The following is a 20,970-nucleotide window of genomic DNA, read 5'->3' on the forward strand; positions in this document are numbered from 1 at the left end:
TTATTTATAAAAACAGAATTCCTCTTATTTATAAAAACGAGGTATGAAAAGACCGATACTATTCTTTTGGTTCATCCTTTTCTTCCTTTACTCTTGTCAGAGTAAGAAAGGAGACAGCTCTTTTTTACCTCTAACCGAACTGCAACCACTTACCCTGGGCATGATGCCTACACTGGACGGACTTCCTTTTCATATAGCCAAAACGCAAGGCATTTACGACTCATTAGGACTGGATTTGACCATTCTTTCATTCAACTCTGCCAACGACCGGGACGCTGCTTTCCAAACCCGGAAAATAGATGGCATGATTACTGACTATCCCAGTGCGGTAGCATTACAAGCTATTCATCATACTGATTTAGGATTCATCCTGAAGAATGATGGTTATTTCTGCTTCATTGTCTCCAAAGAAAGTAACATCAACCAACTGGAACAGCTCAAGGAAAAGAATATCGCCGTGTCGCGCAACACAGTTATCGAATATGCCACCGACCAGCTATTAAGCAAAGCCGGAATCAAGCATGCGGAAATAAACATGCCGGAAATCGGCCAGCTTCCTCTCCGTCTGCAAATGTTGCAGTACAATCAAATTGATGCCTCTTTCCTACCCGACCCTGCCGCATCCATCGCCATGAACAGTAAACATCGTTCATTGGTAAGTACGCAAGAGTTGGGTATCGATTTCACCGCTACCGCTTTTTCACGAAAAGCGCTCAACGAGAAGAGAGAAGAAATCGAGCTACTCATCACAGGATATAACCTGGGAGTAGATTACATAAAAATGCACCCGCAGAAAGAATGGGAGCAAGTATTGATAGAAATAGGTGTGCCCGAAAATCTGACAGGACTCGTCGCCCTCCCCAATTATCAAAAAGCAAAACGCCCCTCCGCTGAAGCGATAGACAAGGCTATACACTGGTTGAAAGAAAATCACCGAATACCCCAAACCTACTCTGAAAAGAATCTGATTGACACTACATTTATTCCCACAGTATCAACCATAATACAGTATCAACCATAATCAAAATCAAATAACAACTAACTCATGCGAAAAACACTACTCCAACTCTTAACCTTTGTATTATGCATTACAAGTATGCAAAATCCTCTCCTGGCACAGGAGCAGACACCATTAAATCAAGTTGTCAACACACTGAAAGAACGGATTAGTCTCTCCGGATATGCCCAACTGGGATACACTTATGACGATGCAGCGAATCCGGATAACACATTCGACATCAAACGAATCATTTTCATGGCACACGGAAAGATCACCAAACGGTGGACTTGTGATTTTATGTACGACTTCTACAACGGGGGCATGTTACTCGAAGTGTATACCGATTATCAGTTTCTCCCCGGACTTACGGCACGTATCGGTGAATTCAAGGTTCCTTATACCATAGAAAACGAATTGTCTCCTACTACAGTAGAACTTATCAATTGCTATTCACAATCTGTCTGCTATCTGGCAGGAGTAAGCGGCAGCGATAAATGTTACGGAATGACTTCCGGACGGGATATAGGTATGATGCTTCACGGGAAATTATTTCGTGACTTCCTACAATATAAAGTAGCTGTAATGAACGGACAGGGACTGAACACCAAAGACAAAAACAGTCAAAAAGATGTGGTCGGTAATCTGATGGTTAATCCGCTGAAATGGTTGTCCGTAGGTGGTTCGTTTATCCGCGGAACAGGACACGCCATAGCTGACTCTGAATATACCGGAATCAAAGTAGGAGAAAATTACGCTAAGAGACGCTGGAGTGCAGGAGGGGTTGTCACCACTTCCACTTTTAATCTGCGTACGGAATATCTTGCCGGAAAAGACAGGAATGTGAAAAGTGAAGGTTTCTATGCAACAGGAAGCGTGCGTTTTGCCCGGAATTTCGATTTCATCGCTTCGTTCGATTATTTCAACCCGAACAAAGCTGCAGATTTCAAACAAAATAACTATATTGCAGGCGTACAATACTGGTTTTATCCCAGATGCCGGTTACAGGCACAATACACTTTTTGTAATAAGAAAGGAGACGGACAAAAAGATTCCAACCTGATACAGGCACAGGTACAAGTGAGGTTTTAAATTCAAGGACTAAATTTAAGTATTAGGTATCAAGTATTAGAGCCGAAGCATCAGGGTTAAGTTCCAAGAGTAAAGTATCAAGGCTATAGTAAGTAGTACCTTAACAATAGGATTAAAGCAGTAGAGTTGAAGCAAGCCGAATCAAATAATTATAAAATATAAACCTTATTAATAACAGAACAAAAATCATGGAACACAAAATCGCCGAAACCAACGCCCGAATAGACGTGGCCGACGTATTAAGAGGATTGGCAGTAATGGGGATCATCCTCTTGCACAGCATCGAACACTTTAATTTCTATTCTTTCCCGGAAGAAGTCCCTTTTGAATGGATGAAATTTACCGATCAGGCTATCTGGAGAGGATTATTCTTCACATTCAGTAATAAAGCATACGCTGTATTTGCTTTGCTCTTCGGTTTCAGTTTCTATATTCAGGACAATAACCAACAACGGAGAGGGAAAGATTTCCGCCTGCGTTTTTTATGGAGATTATTCATCCTATTCATTATAGGACAATTCAATGCCGCTTTCTTTACCGGCGAAATATTAACCATGTATGCGATTTTAGGAATTATCCTGCCGATATTCTGCCGGATGAGTGACCGTACAGTTGCCATCTTTGCTACTTTATTAATCCTTCAACCTATCGACTGGGCAAAACTGATCTATGCCTTGTGCAATCCTGACTATGTGGCAGGTAAAAGTTTGGCAGGTTATTATTTCAGCATCGCTTTCGACGTACAAAAACATGGCAACTTCCTTGAAACAGTCCGCATGAATATGTGGGAAGGACAAATGGCTAACATGACCTGGGCTTTGGAACATGGACGTATCTTACAAACACCGGGATTATTCCTATTCGGAATGCTGGTTGGCCGCCGCAAATATTTCCTGTATAGCGAACAGAACGAACGCTTGTGGTTAAAAGCATTAGCAATTTCGCTTCTCTGCTTCTTCCCCATCTACGGATTGAACAATATGTTGCCGGAATTCATCGAACGGAGTGCCGTCCTTGTTCCTCTACAGTTGATATTAAGTTCATTCAGCAGCCTTAGTTTCATGGTATTACTGGTGACAGGATTACTGTTGACTTTCTACCGTGTGAAAGACCGTAGTTTCTTTATGCGTTTCACATCTTATGGTAAAATGAGTTTAACGAACTATCTCGGGCAATCCATTTTCGGTTCTCTTTTGTTCTATCATTGGGGATTCGAATTGGGACGATATTTAGGAATCACCTATAGCTTCCTTTTTGGCATCCTTTTTGTTCTATTACAAATGGTATTCTGTTCGTGGTGGCTCCGACACCATAAACATGGTCCTTTTGAGGGTCTCTGGAAACGTTTGACCTGGATTGGAAAAAATAAATAATTAAATAATGATGAACGAAAAAACGATTAATGAACAATACGCATATATACGTACCTTACTTGAAGAGAAAAGGCTCAAGGAAGCTCTGATGCAGTTGGAATCTCTGCTGTGGCAGTGTCCTGACTGGGATCTACGCACTCGCCTGGAACAATTGCAGACTTCCTACAAATATATGCTGGAATACATGAAACAGGGAGCAAATGACCCTGAACGATGGAATCTGTATCAGAAAATGGTATCAGACACGTGGGGAATTGCCGACCAATCACGTTTGCTCATATTGGATAACGCTTCATCAAGATACTATCATGAAGTACGACGTACTCCCAAATCGCCAGATTTGTCAAACTATGGTCTTAAAACTATATTACACATACTGGAGTCTTTTAATGACGACTTGGCAGTCAGTGGATTACTGTCTGACGAAAAGATGGATGAAGTATTAAAGCGGCATGAGGACACGCTCAAGTTTATGTTTATCAGAACATGGACGAACAGTGCCTGGACTCCCGAAGACGAGGAAGATGCAAAAGCCATGCTTGCCTCGGAATTACTTCCGGGAGACGACTTATGCTTATTTGTCAGTGCCCTCACATTGAGCTTGATGGAATGTTTCGACTTACGAAAAATAATGTGGTTGCTTGATGCTTACGAGCATCCCAACGTCAACGTCAGCCAACGGGCATTGGTTGGTGCGATGATTATTTTCCACATTTACAGAAGCCGACTTACTTTCTATCCGGAACTGATAAAAAGAGTGGATCTCATGGAAGAAATTCCTTCATTCAGAGAAGATGTCGCTCGCATTTACCGCCAAATGCTATTATGTCAGGAAACGGAAAAGATTGACAAAAAGATGAGGGAGGAGATTATTCCCGAAATGCTGAAGAATGTTTCCTCCATGAAAAATATGCGGTTCGGCTTTGAAGAAAGCGATGAAGAGAACAACGACATGAATCCGGATTGGGAAGATGCATTCGAGAAATCCGGACTGGGGGATAAATTGCGTGAAATGAACGAATTGCAGTTGGAGGGTGCAGATGTATATATGAGTACTTTTGCGGCTTTGAAAAACTATCCGTTCTTCCGCGAGGTGCATAACTGGTTTTATCCATTCAGCAAGCAACAGTCTAATGTGCTCAAGGCAATGAAGCAGGCAGGAAATCAGGGAGGCAGTCTACTGGATTTAATTCTTCAATCGGGATTTTTCAGTAACAGTGATAAGTACTCTCTCTTTTTCACGATCCATCAATTGCCACAGTCACAACAGGATATGATGTTGAGCCAACTGAATGAACAACAGGTTGCAGAATTGGCGGAGAAATCGAATGTTGAGACGATGAAGAAATTCAATGAACGTCCGGGAACGGTCAGCAACCAGTACCTGCACGATTTGTATCGTTTCTTCAAACTTAGTGTGCGCAAGAGTGAATTCAGAGATATTTTTAAAGAGAAGCTCGATCTTCATCATGTCCCTGCACTCGACAATATATTGCACTGGGAAGATGTATTATTCCCCATTGCCGATTTCTACCTGTCAAAGGAACGTTGGGACGAGGCTATTGAAATTTATGAAGAGTTGGAAACGATTGGCGGATTCGAAGGAGAGAGTGCTGAATATTACCAGAAGTTTGGCTATGCATTGCAGAAAAGAAAGAAATATGCAGAAGCTATCCAGGCTTACCTGAAAGCAGACACGTTGAAACCGGATAATATCTGGAACAATCGCCATCTGGCTATTTGTTATCGGTTGAACAGAAATTACCAGGTAGCAATCACCTATTATAAGAAGGTAGAAGAAGCTGCTCCGGAAGATACCAATGTGACTTTCCATATCGGTAGCTGTCTGGCCGAATTGGGGCAATATGAAGAAGCACTGAATTATTTCTTCAAACTGGATTTCATCGAGAACAACTGTATTAAGGCATGGCGTGGTATCGGATGGTGTTCATTTATCAGCCAGAAACATGAACAGGCGATGAAGTATTATGAAAAAATAATAGAACAAAAGCCTCTGGCTATTGACTATATGAATGCAGGACATGTTGCCTGGGTGATGGGAGATATTCAGAAAGCGTCCGTTTTCTATGGAAAAGCCATTACGGCTAGTGGAAACCGGGAACGATTCCTGGAAATGTTCCATAAAGATGAAGAAGCTCTTCTCACACAAGGAATTCGGGAAGAAGATATTCCTCTGATGTTGGATTTATTATAGTCTTCCACATCTTTCAGTTTGGGATATTCAGTAAATGTTCCTGCTTAAAAATACAGAAAAAGGCTGCCTCATTTTCTATTTTGAGGTAGCCTTTGTGCATTATTGGACTAAGTATATCTTATGTATTTCATGTAATCAATAAGTTTATTACACTGATATATTCAGATATATTCAAGATACTTACTACAGCTTTTTCAACTCTCCGTACAGTTTCTGTATGGGAAGCCCCATAATATTATAGAAACTACCGGAAATTGATTTAACCCCGATATACCCGATCCACTCCTGAACGCCATAAGCTCCTGCCTTATCCATTGGCTGATAACGATCTACGTAATACAGGATTTCATCTTCCGACAAGACATCAAACAGCACTTCGGAGGAAGCGGTAAAGCTTTTTTGCCACTCAGTAGTAGTCAGGCAAACCCCTGTGAAAACCTGATGAGATTTTCCCGAGAGAGCGCGAAGCATTTCAATGGCTCCTTCCCTACCCTCCGGTTTCCCAAGTACTTTCCCATCTAACCAGACTATGGTATCTGCCGTAATCAATAATTCTCCCGGCTTCATCATGGTACGGTAGGCATCCGCCTTTTCACGGGCAATATATTCAGGTATTTCAGCACCTACCAATGTATCCGGGTATGACTCGTCTACATCCGGCAATGTTCTGACTACATAGTCTACTCCTAGTCCCGACATCAGTTCTTTCCGACGGGGAGAATTGGAAGCTAATATAATCTGATATTTATTTAAGTTATCAAGCATGGTTTTATTCGTTATTAAACAACGATTATTTATGATTAAGTTACCAACCGAAGGCGTCTTCCACCATCCATAGACCGTGAGCTTTCAGCACCTGCTCCACTACATCACGTCCGCATCCACGACCACCGTCTGCATAAGAAATATACTTTGCAACGGATTTCACTTCCGGCACGGCATCTTTCGGGCAGCATGGCAGTCCGCACTCACACATCACTTCAATATCCGGTACGTCATCACCCATATATAGAATTTCATCATCGGTCAATCCGTACTTATCACGAAAAGCACGATAATCATGTATCTTCACAGCAGAACCCATGTATAAATCCTTCACTCCCAGTCCCTCAAAACGGATACGTACCGCTTCTGTCCGGCCACCGGTGATGATAGCTATGTGAAGTCCTTTTTTCACAGCCAACTGGATGGCGTACCCATCTTTGATATTCACCGTGCGCATCGGTTCTCCGGAAGGATGCAAAGGTACGGTTGTCGAACTCAATACTCCGTCTACATCAAAAGCTAAAGCCTTGATACGGGATAAATCATAATTGATGGTGCTCATGGATACTTTTGCTCATTAGTTTATATATTTCCTGCAATGCCGGAGAATCTACCAACATGGCAAGATGATTACTCATCACATTCTCATCGTAACGAACAGCGGGTCCGGTCTGTGCATCACGTGGCGCCAATTCGTGGACTTTACGTGCTGTTTCATCTATCAGCGGAAGCATGACATCGAAAGGCAAGTTGTATTTTTCAAGCAAATCAGCTGCTAATGCATACATGTGATTGGTGAAGTTACAGATAAAAACAGCAGCCAAATGAAGGCTCTTACGTTGCTCGGAAGAAGCCTCGTAGACCTTTTCCGAAAGTGTGGCGGCAACAGCCTTCAACAATTCCACGTCTTCCGGCCTTTTCGCTTCAACAAAGAAAGGCACTTCCTGAAATTTAACTTCACGTTGTTTGCTGAATGTCTGCATCGGATAAAATACTCCGTAACGTTCTGCATGCCCTTCCCAAACGCTCATCGGAATGCTTCCTGCCGTATGCACCAACAAAGACGCTTGCTTTCCTTCTGTTATCTGCGGTAACAAATCTACTAAAGCATCATCTTTCAACGATACGATATACAATTTTGCATCTTTGGAGACTGCCTGTAAATCTGTTGTATATTCAGCTTCTACTTTCTCGGCTAAGGTACGGGCAGATTCCATAGTCCGGCTATATACCTGTACAATGCGGAAACCTTTACGATAAAGAGCTTTCGCCAGATTAGTAGCCAAGTTACCTGCACCGATAAACACGATCGGTGTATCTTCTATACTTCTTTTCATTATTCTCTTATCGTTTTGCAAACCAGAATAAAACGATTCCGATGATGAGCAGTGTCAATGGCAACAGATATCCGGATAACGAACCCAATAAGGACATGACCAAACCGATATTCATCACTAGCCAAAGCCCAAGCAACACAAAACCAATTGATTTATCGCGTTTGAAAATAAGGAAACAGATCGAGGCGTACAATAGCATATTGTCCTTATTCATCACCCAAGGCAGTCCAATGGAAGAGAAATGAATCAGTTTATCAATCAGATAAAGTGCTCCGATAACGATAAAGGTAACAGCAGTAGCCAGATAGGTATCTTTACTATTATTCGCTTTAGCAGCTCCCATACTTATTTTCCTCCGAACTTGTTAATATGAATTTTCTCCCATTGAAGATGTTCTTCATTGAAAGGTTTACGTTCCATCCCTTTATGTCCGATAGCAATGACAGAAAGAATCTGAAGTTGCAAGGGAATATCCAAAATTCCATGGACAAATTCATCGGAAGGCATTCCGGTGGCAGTGAAACGTTCGCGAACCTGCACCCAACAACTTCCCAAGCCAAGATCTTCAGCCTGCAACTGTATCATGATGGAAGCAATGGAAGCGTCTTCAATCCAAACATCGCTGGCCAACGGATCGGCCATTACAACAATCGCCAAAGCTGCATCGGCAATGAACGAAGAAGCCTGTTCCTTGCAATGAGACAATTCTTTCAATACCTCTTTATCATCAACCACTACAAACTGCCAACTATTACTACGTTTGGAAGAAGGGGACATCAAAGCTGCTTTCATCAACGCAACTACCTGATCTTGTGTCAATTCTTCATCGGTGAACTTCCGCATACTACGACGGTTCTTTATTAATTCACTGAAATTTTCCATATTATTTCCGGTTTCATTTGATTAATGTATGCAAAGATAATGCAAACCGAGCGTAATAGGAAATAAAAGTTTATACTAAATGAAGAATATATTGTATCTTTGCACAGAGAAATAATTTCATTATGAAAAAGCGAATTACACAAGACGATTACATTAAAGCGAATCGTAAAGCTAGCCGTGAGGCAGAAATAGAGATGTACGGGCACCCTATTTGTCACCAACGAGTGCACCAGTCAAAGAAAGTATATAACCGCAGAAAGATAAAGGCAGCCGATAAAAAGCTGCCTTATTTTTTTGTCATCAAGATAGCGTCACTATATTTAGAGGAATTAAAAAGATAGTTTATTATACAATCCGTGTTAATTCTCCAGTTGTAGAATCGATAATAAATCCGTAAACTGTCACATCTGAAGGAATCAAAGGATGACGCACGATAAAATCGACTGTTCCCCTCACGGACTTTTCCGTATCTTCGAAGCCATTCAGCCAGACATGAAAATCAACTCCGCAGAAGCGCATCATGTCAATATAATCCGGATTTATCCCCCGCGCCGTCATCTTTTCAAGCATCGTTTCACTATGCATGTGACAAGCTCCACAATCAGAATGAGCAATCACCATTATCTCCTCCACACCCAGTTCAAAGATAGCTACGAGTAAACTCCGGATCACGCTACCAAAAGGATGGGAAATAACGCCACCTGCATTCTTTATCATTTTTACATCGCCATTCTTAATTCCTAATGCGGCTGGAAGCAAAGCTGTCAGTCGGGTGTCCATACAGGAAAGAATAGCTATTTTCTTATCGGGATATTTATTGGTAATATACGATTCGTATCCCTTGTTCTCAACAAATTGCTTGTTGTAAGCTAAAATTTCTTCTATCATAGTTCCGCTTAAATTATAAAGCTCTGTTTGATGATACAAAGATATAGAAAAAAGGGACATATCATCACGACATATCCCCTCTTTAATCTAAATTTAATCTGTAAGAGTACTAATACCCATTGTTTCCATATTCTTCTGCATTATCAATCTGACTCAAGAAGTTAAAAGAAATCGGACGCAAATAATGCTTGTTTTCATCAAAATTTTCAGCTGCACGAGGATTACCAACAGCAAGACGTTGTTTAAAAGAATCTTTGTGACGCTTCATCAATACCCAACGTTGATATTCTCCACATAATTCACGAGCATATTCGTCCATAACATCATTCTGTGTAGCATTACTCAATTTCATAGCATTGTAAGATGCATCATTGCGAGCGGCACGCTTTTTCAGTACATTTAAATATTCAGCAGCTTTTCCGCCATTTCCTAATTGTTGGTTAGCTTCAGCTGCAATCAGATATACTTCAGCCATACGCATAATGAACACATCACCTGTCTTACGTTGCAAATTGCTACTATATGAATCTTCCGACAACCAATTGTATTTGTTGAAACCAGGGTACATATTTTTGTCATTAGTAACTTTTATATCTGTTTTACGATATTGTCCGTTATCAAACAAATCATCAATATTGATTACATAATATCTACGTTTCGCTTTCTCCGCATCCGAAAGTCTTTCCTTTGATAAGTAGAAACAGATTCTATCATCATCTTCAGCTACAGGGTAAGGTATCACATAGGGGTTCTTCACTTCCTGCAATTTGGAAGGATCACCGCTATTTTCACCTTTCGGCCAAACCTTGGCTATCATTTTGGGCGCCCAAGTTCCATCATAATATGTATAATTCAAATCACCATAAGGATAAATATACTCATTATGGAATTTTGCATCCAATCCATAAGTATCGATTATATTTTGAGTAAGAATTGTAAATGAACTAATATTATCATTTACGCCATGTTTTGTTCCAATTTTTGGTTTTGTACCATCATCCAATGTCTGCTTCTTATTAGTAAATAAATAACTACCTCCTGACTGTACGGCAGAAAACTGTACAAAAGCCGTAGTAAAGGTTACTTCCCACCGCTTATCATAATCAGCATCAAAACAATCCAGCAAATATTTGGAAGGTGCCAACGTATTATTATTAGTACGTCCATACCAATAATTTTGATTATCCGGAGTAGGATAAATAGTGAGAGTATTTGGCTTTGGATACATATAAGTAAAGTTGTTATTACATTGTGTTCCAGCATTCCAGTTCTCCAAATTCGTAGCATCCGGACCGGCAGCAATAAATAAAGCTTCTTTATTATTTCGATTATTTGCCGGAGCCCAAACATCTTCCACATCATCATACAGACAGTCACCATACGCTAAAATCATGTCCTCTGCCACTTCTTTAGCACGTTGCCAATAAGATACTCCCTCTTCTGTCAGCCCATATTCGCCACCACCTTGAGCATAAACGCGAGCCAAAAGTCCTAACGCGGTTTTCTTAGTCACACGCGCACGATTATTATCATAAGGAGTATCTTCAAGATTATTGGCCGCAAATTTCAAATCATCAATTATCTGCGTATATAGTTCTTCAATAGAGTTACGCTGCGGAGTCAAAATAGGATCTTGAGACGATTCTTCCAATGTTAACGTTACATTTCCATACGTATTCACCAATATGGAATAATAAAACGCACGAAGACAGCGGGCTTCAGCCACTAACGTCGTTATATCTTTTTCATTGCCATCCGTTAGTAATTCAGCCCTGTTTACTACTGCATTACAATTACCGATCATAGAATAAGCCTGACCGAATAATTTATTTGTAGCATTCGTATTCGTAGCTAAACCATCATAATAAATCACCTGCTTGGCATAATCCGGATTACCGGCAGGAGTTATCCAGCAGTCCGTACCACCTTCAGCCACAGACAAGAAATCATAGACACTGAATAACTGCCCGTAAAGTGATGAATAACAATAAGACTGTAATCCTTTAAGCCCATCGAACGTTGCAAGAATTTCATCTCCTGTTTTTTGGCTTGGATTATACTCATCAAGCGAGCAGGCAGACATTGAAGCCACAGCGAATGTAAGCGCTGCTATTTTATAGATTGTACTTTTCATTTCAATACTTTTTTTAGTGAAAAACTAGAATGTAACATTTACACCAAATACAAATTGTTTGGTCAATGGGTACTTCAGAGAACCATTCATTTCGGGATCATAGTCTTTCAGCAAATGGCTTTTCGCAAATACAAACGGATTTGTAATGGTAGCATAGAAACGACACTTCTCTATACCGGCTGATTTTAAGATAGATTTCGGCAGACTATATCCCAATGTAATGTTCTTAATCTTTATAAACGAACCGTCTACATAGCGTAATGCGTAATATCCCGTATATTGTTCGAGACCTTTATTAGCATTGGCGGCAGGAAAATCATTTGAAGGGTTGTTTTCAGTCCAATAATTAAAATAGGTCGGGAAGTTACGTATACCCTTCGGGTCATAAGACGTCAACATATCATAAGCAAACATCTGTCCGTAACGTGCATAAACAAACACACTTAAATCAAAATCCTTCCAGGTAAAATTATTCTGGAATCCTAAAGACCAATCCGGAGAGTTGTGACCCAGAATTTGATAATCTGCATCACTTGGAGTATATTTATTATCAGAAGTGTAATAAATAACATTACCATTTTCATCTACAGCAGCACTACCCGTTTCTTCATCTATTTTATAGAATCTACCATCAGATTCTTTTACTAAATTAGGTATATTGATTTTCAAATCACCAGGTGCAGCACCAAATACCGCCGCATCAGTTTCCTCACCTTTTTGCCATACACCATCCAACTTATAATGATAATAAGAGTTAATAGCTTCTCCCAATGCCAATGCATAACCGGTGTCACCATTATTAAGCACATCTGAATCTCCACCGGACAATTTGGTTATTTTCTCTTTATTATGATTGAAAGTTACACTTGAACTCCAGGTAAAGTTCTTTGTTATAATATTACGTGTATTAAGAGCCAACTCAAAACCTTTATTGCTAGTCTCACACATATTTAAATTAGTAGTATAATTCGCTTTAGGTCCGCCATCCGGGGAGAATGCTCCATTAATAACAGGAAGTGCCTTGTTCCATATAACATCTTTTGTTTTTGTATTATAATATTCCATACTGACATCAATGCGATTATTTAAGAATGCAGCGTCAATACCAATATTCGTGTTATACGACTTTTCCCATGTAAGCAAATAGTTCGGAATATTCTGTGAGAATTTATAAATCGGCGTCAGAACACCTCCTAATATCATATTTACAGCAGTAGCATCCAATGATGCAGCAGACGAATACGGATCAATACCCGCTGTACTACCCGTAACACCATATCCGAAGCGAATTTTCAGATTACTCAACCAGTTAGTCGTACTCTCCATAAATTTTTCATCAGAGATTCTCCATCCCAAAGAAAAAGCCGGGAAAGTATCCCATTTATTACCTTCTGCCAGTCTGGAAGAGCCGTCATGGCGGACAGATGCAGCGAATAAATACCTACCCATATATGAATAGTTTAAACGGCCGACATATCCCATCCCCTTAGACATACTATAAGAAGTACTTCCCGAAGTTGAGGAATTACCATCAAGAATATTATGCCATAAGAATTTATTATCAGAAACACCTTTTTGATACAAAGTAGTGACATCACTACGATTGTGGTTCCAAGATGTAACTGCAGTAAGAGTTATATCATGCACTTTCTTAATCTGGAAATTGTAAGTAAGTATATTTTCCCACTTATAATTATACGAACGGTTGTCCTTAACTTGCGCCTTAATGCCATCTGCCGTTTGATTTGCCTTATACCATTGAACAGACCCCTCTCCTGTGAAAGTGTTACTACGTGAATATCCCAAACTAGCACCAGCACGAGTAATAAAAGTCAGCCCTTTAAGAGGAGTGATTTCCAAGTAAGGATTAAAATAGACCTTAAGGTTTTGAGCCTGATTGCGGTACAAACTTTTATCCTCATTTAAAAGATAATTATATACTGTAGATGAAGGATCGGCAACAGGTTGCGGATTGATGCTTCCATCTTCATTATACAAGGATCCAAGAGGATTTGACGCCATCAAAGTCTGTAAATCAGAATCAGCTTTATTTTGATGTACATAAGACAGTTGAGCATCAATGCCCACCTTCATCCACTTTTTAATCTTATGATCTACCCGGATTTTAGATGAATAAAGTTTATAGCTATCTTGTGCAAACTGCCCATCCTCATTAGAGAAGTTCAGAGAAAAATATGCCTTTGTCTTTTCCGTTCCACCAGCCACAGAAACAGAATAATTCTGTGTTACACTGGTTTTCAACAAAGCATCCACCCAATCTATATATTGGCCATTTTGATGTGCATTCCATTCAGCATCAGTAGTAAACAGATTTTTATCATCAGCAACCGAGCTCCAACGTCCATCGCCAGCACCAACAGATGCATCTCTCAAGGTTTGTATATAACTTTCTCCACTACGCATCTCCGGAGTCCTTGACCAGCCGTTTACACCTACGTATGCATTAAAATTAACAATTGCTTTGCCTTCCTTACCACCTTTAGTAGTAATTAAAATAACACCGTTCGCACCACTTGAACCATAAATAGCTGTCGAAGAAGCATCTTTTAAAACTTCAATGCTTTCAATATCATTCGGATTCAATGTAGAATAATCCCCCGGCATACCATCAATTATAAATAAAGGATTTCCGGAATCCTTCTGGAATGACCGGTTACCACGCAACTGCATCTTTACTCCCGAACCGGCCTGTCCCGATTCACGCGTAATATCCAATCCTGCCACCTTACCTTGTAAAGCCTGCATCGGATTTGAACTTGGATTCATCACTACATCTTCACTTTTTACAGAAGTGATAGCTCCTGTCAAATCGCGTTTTTTCATCGTACCGTAACCCACAACAACTACTTCATCCAATGCCTGTGTGTCCGAAACCATTTTCACATTGACCGGTCCGTTGCCCGTCACAGTCACCGTTTGTTCTTTGTAACCGATATAAGAAATGACCAGTTCTTTTCTTCCCGCCGGAAGATCGATAGAGAAGTTACCGTTAAAATCGGTAATCGTACCTGTACTTGTTCCTTTCACAACGATAGAAACTCCAATCAGCGGCTCCCCGCTTTCATCGATGATAGTTCCTTTCACAGTTTTCGTTTGTGTGACAACTTGCACCATAGTATTAGAAACTCCATCTTCTGCATAAACAGCGTATGACAGAGGGGCAGCCAATAAAGACAACCCTAAAATCATGGAAGCGCGTCTATGATGATTCTTCCATGCTTCAACAAATGCATTACATCTCATTCGTTCTAATTTAAAGTTAATATTAATTCTCGTTGTTTTGCAAAAACTATTCGATTATAATCTTAATTAAAGACGAATCTAATTTTAATACGTACTCACTTTTCATACCATATTTCTTCTATAAAATATATTTTCTCCATTAAATACGCAACTATATATTATACTTTACTTCAAGCAGCTCCAACAAATTCTTTGTTTTGTTGTTGAATAAAGAATAAAAAGTGTAAATTTGTACCTAGATGCCACTGAAACTAACAACATATTATCATGGGAAGGATATTCCTGAATTGCCGGGAAAAAATACCTTCCATTCCAAAGAGTTATTTCTGATTTATGAAGCAACTCCTGGGTATACTCCTTTATTAATAGTGGCAACAGAAGACGGCAGACCGGTGGCACGCCTGCTTGCTGCCATCCGCAAAGCAAAGAAGTGGCTCCCTTCTTCTTTAGTGAAACATTGTGTAGTATATAGTGAAGGCGAATTTCTGGACGAGTCTCTTTCGACCAACAAAGAAAAGGCAGAAGAAGTCTTCGGCGATATGCTCGAACATCTCACACAAGAAGCATCGCGCAGCTGTGTCCTGATCGAATTCCGGAACCTGAACAATTCGATGTTCGGTTACCGGGTTTTCCGTGCCAATGATTATTTCCCTGTCAACTGGCTGCGGGTACGCAATTCGCTGCACAGTATGAAAAAGACGGAAGACCGGTTCAGCCCGTCGCGCATCCGTCAGATAAAAAAAGGACTCAAGAATGGAGCCAAAGTAGAGGAGGCACATACCGTGGAAGAAATACACGATTTCTCACGGATGCTGCACAAGGTTTATTCCTCCCGCATACGCAGATATTTCCCTGCCAACGACTTTTTCCGCCACATGAACAATATGTTAATCAAAGGACAACAGGCAAAAATATTCGTTGTGAAATACAAAGAGAAAATCATTGGCGGTTCTGTCTGTATCTATTCGGGAGACGACGCATACCTTTGGTTTTCCGGAGGAATGAGAAAGACATACGCACTTCAATATCCGGGTGTGCTAGCCGTTTGGAAAGCATTGGAAGACGCACACCAACGGGGATTCCGCCACATGGAATTTATGGATGTAGGACTTCCGTTCCGTAAACACGGTTATCGTGATTTCGTTCTTCGCTTCGGAGGAAAACAAAGCAGTACCCGCCGTTGGTTCCGCATCAATTGGAGTTGGCTGAACAAACTCTTAGTCAAGTTTTATGTCTAAATGTAATCTCAAGATTACAAAACAATGTTTTATGCTCCTTTCCCACCATTTTTTCTGTTTAATAATCCAATAATTAAATGCAGAAATATTTCTTTATTAGATAAGAAATGTCTTTCTTTGTGCTGTTTTATGCCTTATAAGCACAGATTTAAAACCAAATAAAAAAAGTATAGTTATGAAGATTTCACACATTGAACATCTGGGCATTGCTGTAAAAAGCATCGAAGAAGCCCTTCCTTACTACGAAAATGTATTAGGTCTGAAGTGTTACAACATTGAAACAGTGGAAGATCAGAAAGTAAGAACTGCTTTTTTAAAAGTGGGCGAAACAAAAATTGAACTGTTGGAGCCTACTTGCCCGGAGAGTACTATTGCCAAATTCATTGAAAACAAAGGTGCAGGCGTTCACCACGTCGCATTTGCTGTAGAAGATGGCGTAGCCAATGCGCTGGCAGAGGCAGAAGGCAAAGAAATCCGCCTTATCGACAAAGCTCCCCGCAAAGGTGCTGAAGGTTTGAATATCGCTTTCCTTCACCCGAAATCAACTTTGGGTGTGTTAACAGAACTCTGCGAACATTAATCATAAACTCTAAAACCAACAAGAACTCATGAGTAATCAACTTGAAAAAATTAAAGAGCTTATTGAACGCCGTGCCGTAGCACGTATCGGAGGCGGTGAAAAAGCAATTGCGAAGCAACACGAAAAAGGGAAATACACAGCACGCGAGCGTCTGGCTATGCTGCTTGACGAGGGTAGCTTCGAAGAAATGGACATGTTCGTTGAGCACAGATGCACGAACTTCGGCATGGAGAAAAAACATTACCCGGGAGACGGTGTAGTAACCGGCTGCGGTACGATCGAAGGACGTCTGGTATATGTGTTCGCACAAGACTTCACTGTTTCTGCCGGTTCACTGTCAGAAACGATGTCATTGAAAATTTGTAAAATCATGGATCAAGCCATGAAGATGGGCGCTCCCTGTATCGGTATCAACGACTCGGGTGGTGCACGTATTCAGGAAGGTATCAACGCTTTGGCAGGTTATGCAGAAATCTTCCAACGCAATATCCTTGCTTCCGGTGTTATCCCACAGATTTCAGGTATCTTCGGTCCTTGTGCCGGCGGTGCTGTTTATTCTCCGGCTCTGACCGACTTCACGCTAATGATGGAAGGTACTTCTTATATGTTCCTTACCGGACCAAAAGTTGTGAAGACCGTAACAGGTGAAGACGTTAGCCAGGAAAACCTCGGTGGCGCAAGCGTTCACTCCACTAAATCAGGTGTGACTCATTTCACCGCTAAAACAGAAGAAGAAGGTTTCGAGCTGATTCGTAAACTGTTGAGTTATATTCCTCAAAACAACCTCGAAGAAGCTCCTTATGTAGATTGCACAGACCCAATCGACCGTCTGGAAGATTCTTTGAACGATATTATCCCCGACAGCCCTACTAAACCGTATGACATGTACGAAGTGATCGGCGCTATTGTGGACAACGGTGAATTCCTTGAAATCCAGAAAGATTATGCAAAGAATATCATCATCGGTTTCGCCCGTTTCAACGGACAATCGGTAGGTATCGTTGCTAATCAGCCTAAGTATCTGGCTGGTGTGCTCGATAGCAACGCATCTCGTAAGGGTGCACGTTTCGTTCGTTTCTGCGATGCATTCAATATTCCTATCGTATCGTTGGTAGACGTACCGGGATTCCTTCCGGGAACAGGTCAGGAATACAATGGCGTTATCCTTCATGGTGCTAAACTGTTGTATGCTTACGGTGAAGCTACTGTGCCTAAGGTTACGATTACATTGCGTAAATCCTACGGTGGTTCTCACATCGTAATGAGCTGTAAGCAACTTCGCGGTGACATGAACTACGCATGGCCGACTGCTGAAATCGCAGTAATGGGTGGAGCAGGAGCAGTAGAAGTATTGTACGCACGCGAAGCCAAAGATCAGGAAAACCCTGCTCAATTCCTTGCAGAGAAAGAAGCAGAATACACGAAATTGTTCGCCAATCCTTACAATGCAGCTAAATATGGCTACATCGACGATGTGATTGAACCGCGCAACACACGTTTCCGTGTGATCCGTGCTTTGCAGCAGTTGCAGACTAAGAAATTGAGCAATCCGGCTAAGAAGCATGGTAATATTCCGTTGTAATCCTACTTTTCACATTAAAACAAGAACGATTATGAACAAAACCAAAATCGGAATATTCCTTTCTTTGCTGTTGCTGATTGGTCTGACTTCTTGTGGAGAGCAAAAGTCGAACAATAAGCTGGTGCTAAACGAAATCCTGATAGACAATCAGAGTAATTTTCAGGACGATTACGGATTGCACAGCGCATGGATTGAAATATTCAATAAATCATTCGGTAGCGCCGACCTGGCAGCTTGCTTGCTGAAAGTAAGCAGCCAACCGGGCGATACAGTTACTTATTTTATCCCGAAAGGTGATATACTTACCTTAGTGAAACCCCGCCAACATGCACTATTCTGGGCAGATGGCGAACCTAACCGTGGTACTTTCCATACCAGCTTCAAGCTGAATCCGGAAACAGCTAATTGGGTTGGTCTGTTCGACTCCGGCAAGAAGTTGCTCGACCAGATTGTAGTGCCCGCAGGCACTCTCGGTCCCAATCAATCATACGCTCGTGTAAGCGACGGGGCAGCTGAATGGGAAGTAAAAAGTGGAAGCGGTGACAAATACGTGACTCCGAGCACCAACAACAAGACTCTTGACAGCAATTCCAAGATGGAAAAGTTTGAAGAACACGATGCTGATGGCGTTGGAATGTCCATTTCTGCCATGAGCGTAGTATTCTGCGGATTGATTCTTCTCTTTATTGCTTTTAAGATTGTAGGAAAAGTAGCTGTTAATTTGAGCAAGCGCAACGCTATGAAATCTAAAGGCATTGACAAGCATGAAGCTAAGGAACTGTCACAGGCTCCGGGCGAAGTATACGCTGCTATTTCTATGGCATTGCACGAAATGCAGGATGAAGTGCACGACGTAGAAGAAACGGTACTGACCATCACTCGCGTAAAACGCAGTTACTCACCATGGAGTTCGAAGATTTACACTTTGCGTGAAACTCCTCCCAGAAAGTAAGTCACCTTTTAAAAAGTTAAAACGATGAAAGAATATAAATATAAAATCAACGGTAACTCATATAAAGTAACCATCGGAGATATTGAAGATAATATCGCTCATGTAGAAGTGAACGGTACACACTATAAAGTAGAAATGGAGAAACAGCCGAAGCCTGTTGCGAAACCCGTGACAGTACGCCCGATGCCTAATGCTCCTGCTGCTCCTACTCAAGTAGTGAAACCGACCGCTCCGTCTACCGGAAAATCAGGAGTAAAATCTCCGCTGCCGGGTGTGATCCTCGACATCAAAGTGAATGTAGGCGATACTGTAAAGAAAGGACAGACCATTATCATATTGGAAGCCATGAAGATGGAAAACAATATCAATGCGGATAAGGACGGTAAGATTACTGCCATCAACGTCAACAAGGGAGACTCTGTTCTTGAAGGTAATGACCTCGTAATTATTGAATAATATGGGAGACTTTATAAACTTTTTAGGAAATAACCTGGCCGACTTCTGGACATACACAGGCTTTGCCAATGCTACGGTAGGGCATGTAGTCATGATTCTCGTTGGCTTGGTATTCATCTATTTGGCAATAGCCAAAGAGTTCGAACCAATGCTGCTGATTCCTATCGGTTTTGGTATATTGATTGGTAATATACCTTTTAATATGGATGCCGGGCTGAAAGTCGGTATTTATGAAGAAGGTTCTGTATTGAATATATTGTATCAAGGAGTGACCTCCGGCTGGTATCCGCCACTCATCTTTTTGGGTATCGGTGCCATGACGGACTTCTCGGCACTTATCTCTAATCCAAAATTGATGCTGATTGGTGCAGCTGCACAGTTCGGTATCTTCGGTGCATATATGATCGCATTGGAAATGGGTTTCGACCCAATGCAAGCCGGTGCTATCGGTATCATTGGTGGAGCAGACGGCCCGACGGCCATCTTCCTTTCTTCCAAGCTAGCACCTAACCTGATGGGAGCCATTGCGGTGTCCGCCTACTCCTATATGGCGTTGGTTCCGGTGATACAGCCGCCTATCATGCGTCTGCTCACCACCAAGAACGAACGTGTCATCCGCATGAAACCGCCGCGTGCCGTTTCTCACACGGAGAAGGTGATTTTCCCGATCATCGGTTTGTTGCTGACTTGTTTCCTGGTTCCTTCCGGTCTGCCTTTGCTGGGTATGCTGTTCTTCGGTAACCTGTTGAAAGAAAGTGGTGTAACCCGCCGTTTGGCTAATACTGCCAGTGGTCCGTTGATTGATACAATCACTATCCTGTTGGGTCTGACAGTAGGTGCTTCTACACAAGCATCCGAATTCCTGACGCTTGACTCTATCAAGATCTTTGCCCTCGGTGCATTGTCATTTGTTATTGCAACGGCATCTGGTGTCATCTTCGTTAAGATCTTCAATATCTTCCTGAAGAAGGGTAATAAGATCAATCCGTTGATCGGTAATGCAGGTGTTTCTGCTGTTCCCGACTCTGCACGTATCTCACAAGTGATTGGTTTGGAATATGATTCGACCAACTATTTGCTGATGCACGCTATGGGTCCGAACGTTGCCGGAGTGATCGGTTCAGCTGTTGCTGCCGGTATTCTGCTTGGATTCTTGATGTAAGAAACATTATATAATAGATAAGAACACCCGTGTTACATTCAGTTGTGACACGG

At 41.4% G+C, this 20,970-nt stretch carries 19 protein-coding genes; 11 read left to right on the forward strand and 8 right to left on the reverse strand.

Annotated features, from left to right (window positions below; genetic code table 11):
- Window positions 1–43: 43 nt before the first annotated feature.
- The 4 genes from KQP79_RS07650 (at window position 44) to KQP79_RS07665 (ending at window position 5,677) form a co-directional block, all read left to right on the forward strand.
- Complete coding sequence (locus KQP79_RS07650; protein ID WP_008644886.1) at window positions 44–1,021, forward strand: ABC transporter substrate-binding protein; 978 nt, start codon at window positions 44–46, stop codon at window positions 1,019–1,021.
- Window positions 1,022–1,045: 24 nt separating this feature from the next.
- A complete protein-coding gene (locus KQP79_RS07655; protein ID WP_032852552.1) occupies window positions 1,046–2,089 on the forward strand; it encodes a porin in 1,044 nt (347 codons plus the stop codon).
- Window positions 2,090–2,277: 188 nt separating this feature from the next.
- The gene (locus KQP79_RS07660; protein WP_004304398.1) at window positions 2,278–3,462 is read left to right on the forward strand and encodes a DUF418 domain-containing protein; all 1,185 of its coding nucleotides are present in this window, start codon (window positions 2,278–2,280) and stop codon (window positions 3,460–3,462) included.
- Window positions 3,463–3,469: 7 nt separating this feature from the next.
- On the forward strand, window positions 3,470–5,677 hold the full coding sequence (locus KQP79_RS07665; protein WP_004300870.1) for a tetratricopeptide repeat protein: 2,208 nt from the start codon (window positions 3,470–3,472) through the stop codon (window positions 5,675–5,677).
- Window positions 5,678–5,860: 183 nt separating this feature from the next.
- Here KQP79_RS07665 and KQP79_RS07670 read toward each other — a convergent pair whose 3' ends face one another.
- The 5 genes from KQP79_RS07670 to KQP79_RS07690 are packed head-to-tail and all read right to left on the reverse strand — an operon-like array spanning window position 5,861 to window position 8,661.
- Window positions 5,861–6,442 carry a Maf-like protein gene (locus KQP79_RS07670; protein WP_004300871.1) on the reverse strand — a complete coding sequence of 194 codons (582 nt, stop codon included), beginning with the start codon at window positions 6,440–6,442 and terminating at the stop codon, window positions 5,861–5,863.
- A gap of 40 nt (window positions 6,443–6,482) precedes the next feature.
- Window positions 6,483–7,004, reverse strand: a complete 522-nt coding sequence (locus KQP79_RS07675; RefSeq protein ID WP_004300872.1) for a KdsC family phosphatase — start codon at window positions 7,002–7,004, stop codon at window positions 6,483–6,485.
- On the reverse strand, window positions 6,985–7,779 hold the full coding sequence (locus KQP79_RS07680; RefSeq protein WP_004311403.1) for a Rossmann-like and DUF2520 domain-containing protein: 795 nt from the start codon (window positions 7,777–7,779) through the stop codon (window positions 6,985–6,987). Before KQP79_RS07680 ends, KQP79_RS07675 begins: the two co-directional genes overlap by 20 nt.
- A 7-nt stretch (window positions 7,780–7,786) precedes the next feature.
- Window positions 7,787–8,122 carry a hypothetical protein gene (locus KQP79_RS07685; protein ID WP_004311402.1) on the reverse strand — a complete coding sequence of 112 codons (336 nt, stop codon included), beginning with the start codon at window positions 8,120–8,122 and terminating at the stop codon, window positions 7,787–7,789.
- 2 nt (window positions 8,123–8,124) lie between these two features.
- Window positions 8,125–8,661, reverse strand: coding sequence for a nitroreductase family protein (locus KQP79_RS07690; protein ID WP_004327009.1), 537 nt, complete (start codon window positions 8,659–8,661; stop codon window positions 8,125–8,127).
- A 122-nt stretch (window positions 8,662–8,783) separates the two neighbouring features.
- Between KQP79_RS07690 and KQP79_RS07695 the strand changes: the two genes are divergently transcribed.
- Entirely contained in the window at window positions 8,784–9,002 is a 219-nt protein-coding gene (locus KQP79_RS07695; RefSeq protein ID WP_008644882.1) for a hypothetical protein, read from the forward strand.
- Window positions 9,003–9,006: 4 nt separating this feature from the next.
- On the opposite strand, the gene KQP79_RS07700 is transcribed toward KQP79_RS07695, so the two are convergent.
- The 3 genes from KQP79_RS07700 to KQP79_RS07710 all read right to left on the reverse strand — a co-directional run bounded on the left by KQP79_RS07700 (window position 9,007) and on the right by KQP79_RS07710 (window position 14,947).
- Window positions 9,007–9,549, reverse strand: coding sequence for a beta-class carbonic anhydrase (locus tag KQP79_RS07700; RefSeq protein ID WP_008644880.1), 543 nt, complete (start codon window positions 9,547–9,549; stop codon window positions 9,007–9,009).
- Window positions 9,550–9,658: 109 nt separating this feature from the next.
- Complete coding sequence (locus tag KQP79_RS07705; protein ID WP_004300878.1) at window positions 9,659–11,683, reverse strand: RagB/SusD family nutrient uptake outer membrane protein; 2,025 nt, start codon at window positions 11,681–11,683, stop codon at window positions 9,659–9,661.
- Between the two features lie 24 nt (window positions 11,684–11,707).
- Window positions 11,708–14,947, reverse strand: a complete 3,240-nt coding sequence (locus KQP79_RS07710; RefSeq protein WP_061448641.1) for a SusC/RagA family TonB-linked outer membrane protein — start codon at window positions 14,945–14,947, stop codon at window positions 11,708–11,710.
- A 239-nt stretch (window positions 14,948–15,186) separates the two neighbouring features.
- Here KQP79_RS07710 and KQP79_RS07715 point away from each other — a divergent pair, with 239 nt between their 5' ends.
- The 6 genes from KQP79_RS07715 (at window position 15,187) to KQP79_RS07740 (ending at window position 20,917) form a co-directional block, all read left to right on the forward strand.
- Window positions 15,187–16,185, forward strand: a complete 999-nt coding sequence (locus tag KQP79_RS07715; protein ID WP_117683584.1) for a GNAT family N-acetyltransferase — start codon at window positions 15,187–15,189, stop codon at window positions 16,183–16,185.
- 175 nt (window positions 16,186–16,360) lie between these two features.
- Window positions 16,361–16,765 carry a methylmalonyl-CoA epimerase gene (gene mce / locus KQP79_RS07720; protein WP_004311398.1) on the forward strand — a complete coding sequence of 135 codons (405 nt, stop codon included), beginning with the start codon at window positions 16,361–16,363 and terminating at the stop codon, window positions 16,763–16,765.
- Between the two features lie 28 nt (window positions 16,766–16,793).
- On the forward strand, window positions 16,794–18,347 hold the full coding sequence (locus KQP79_RS07725; protein ID WP_004327014.1) for an acyl-CoA carboxylase subunit beta: 1,554 nt from the start codon (window positions 16,794–16,796) through the stop codon (window positions 18,345–18,347).
- 31 nt (window positions 18,348–18,378) lie between these two features.
- On the forward strand, window positions 18,379–19,299 hold the full coding sequence (locus KQP79_RS07730) for an OadG family transporter subunit (RefSeq protein WP_032851526.1): 921 nt from the start codon (window positions 18,379–18,381) through the stop codon (window positions 19,297–19,299).
- Window positions 19,300–19,323: 24 nt separating this feature from the next.
- Window positions 19,324–19,755, forward strand: a complete 432-nt coding sequence (locus tag KQP79_RS07735) for an acetyl-CoA carboxylase biotin carboxyl carrier protein (protein ID WP_004300895.1) — start codon at window positions 19,324–19,326, stop codon at window positions 19,753–19,755.
- A gap of 1 nt (window position 19,756) precedes the next feature.
- Window positions 19,757–20,917, forward strand: a complete 1,161-nt coding sequence (locus tag KQP79_RS07740) for a sodium ion-translocating decarboxylase subunit beta (RefSeq protein ID WP_004300899.1) — start codon at window positions 19,757–19,759, stop codon at window positions 20,915–20,917.
- Window positions 20,918–20,970: the final 53 nt, after the last annotated feature.

The organism is Bacteroides sp. DH3716P (assembly GCF_025914115.1).
In the GTDB taxonomy this organism is placed as follows: Bacteria; Bacteroidota; Bacteroidia; order Bacteroidales; family Bacteroidaceae; genus Bacteroides; species Bacteroides ovatus.

Excerpts from the sequence above, each read along its gene's own strand:
- KQP79_RS07650 (WP_008644886.1), top strand. The coding sequence starts at position 44 with ATGAAAAGACCGATACTATTCTTTTGGTTCATCCTTTTCTTCCTTTAC.
- KQP79_RS07655 (WP_032852552.1), top strand. The coding sequence starts at position 1,046 with ATGCGAAAAACACTACTCCAACTCTTAACCTTTGTATTATGCATTACA.
- KQP79_RS07660 (WP_004304398.1), top strand. The coding sequence starts at position 2,278 with ATGGAACACAAAATCGCCGAAACCAACGCCCGAATAGACGTGGCCGAC.
- KQP79_RS07665 (WP_004300870.1), top strand. The coding sequence starts at position 3,470 with ATGATGAACGAAAAAACGATTAATGAACAATACGCATATATACGTACC.
- KQP79_RS07670 (WP_004300871.1), bottom strand. The coding sequence starts at position 6,442 with ATGCTTGATAACTTAAATAAATATCAGATTATATTAGCTTCCAATTCT.
- KQP79_RS07675 (WP_004300872.1), bottom strand. The coding sequence starts at position 7,004 with ATGAGCACCATCAATTATGATTTATCCCGTATCAAGGCTTTAGCTTTT.
- KQP79_RS07680 (WP_004311403.1), bottom strand. The coding sequence starts at position 7,779 with ATGAAAAGAAGTATAGAAGATACACCGATCGTGTTTATCGGTGCAGGT.
- KQP79_RS07685 (WP_004311402.1), bottom strand. The coding sequence starts at position 8,122 with ATGGGAGCTGCTAAAGCGAATAATAGTAAAGATACCTATCTGGCTACT.
- KQP79_RS07690 (WP_004327009.1), bottom strand. The coding sequence starts at position 8,661 with ATGGAAAATTTCAGTGAATTAATAAAGAACCGTCGTAGTATGCGGAAG.
- KQP79_RS07695 (WP_008644882.1), top strand. The coding sequence starts at position 8,784 with ATGAAAAAGCGAATTACACAAGACGATTACATTAAAGCGAATCGTAAA.
- KQP79_RS07700 (WP_008644880.1), bottom strand. The coding sequence starts at position 9,549 with ATGATAGAAGAAATTTTAGCTTACAACAAGCAATTTGTTGAGAACAAG.
- KQP79_RS07705 (WP_004300878.1), bottom strand. The coding sequence starts at position 11,683 with ATGAAAAGTACAATCTATAAAATAGCAGCGCTTACATTCGCTGTGGCT.
- KQP79_RS07710 (WP_061448641.1), bottom strand. The coding sequence starts at position 14,947 with ATGAGATGTAATGCATTTGTTGAAGCATGGAAGAATCATCATAGACGC.
- KQP79_RS07715 (WP_117683584.1), top strand. The coding sequence starts at position 15,187 with ATGCCACTGAAACTAACAACATATTATCATGGGAAGGATATTCCTGAA.
- mce (WP_004311398.1), top strand. The coding sequence starts at position 16,361 with ATGAAGATTTCACACATTGAACATCTGGGCATTGCTGTAAAAAGCATC.
- KQP79_RS07725 (WP_004327014.1), top strand. The coding sequence starts at position 16,794 with ATGAGTAATCAACTTGAAAAAATTAAAGAGCTTATTGAACGCCGTGCC.
- KQP79_RS07730 (WP_032851526.1), top strand. The coding sequence starts at position 18,379 with ATGAACAAAACCAAAATCGGAATATTCCTTTCTTTGCTGTTGCTGATT.
- KQP79_RS07735 (WP_004300895.1), top strand. The coding sequence starts at position 19,324 with ATGAAAGAATATAAATATAAAATCAACGGTAACTCATATAAAGTAACC.
- KQP79_RS07740 (WP_004300899.1), top strand. The coding sequence starts at position 19,757 with ATGGGAGACTTTATAAACTTTTTAGGAAATAACCTGGCCGACTTCTGG.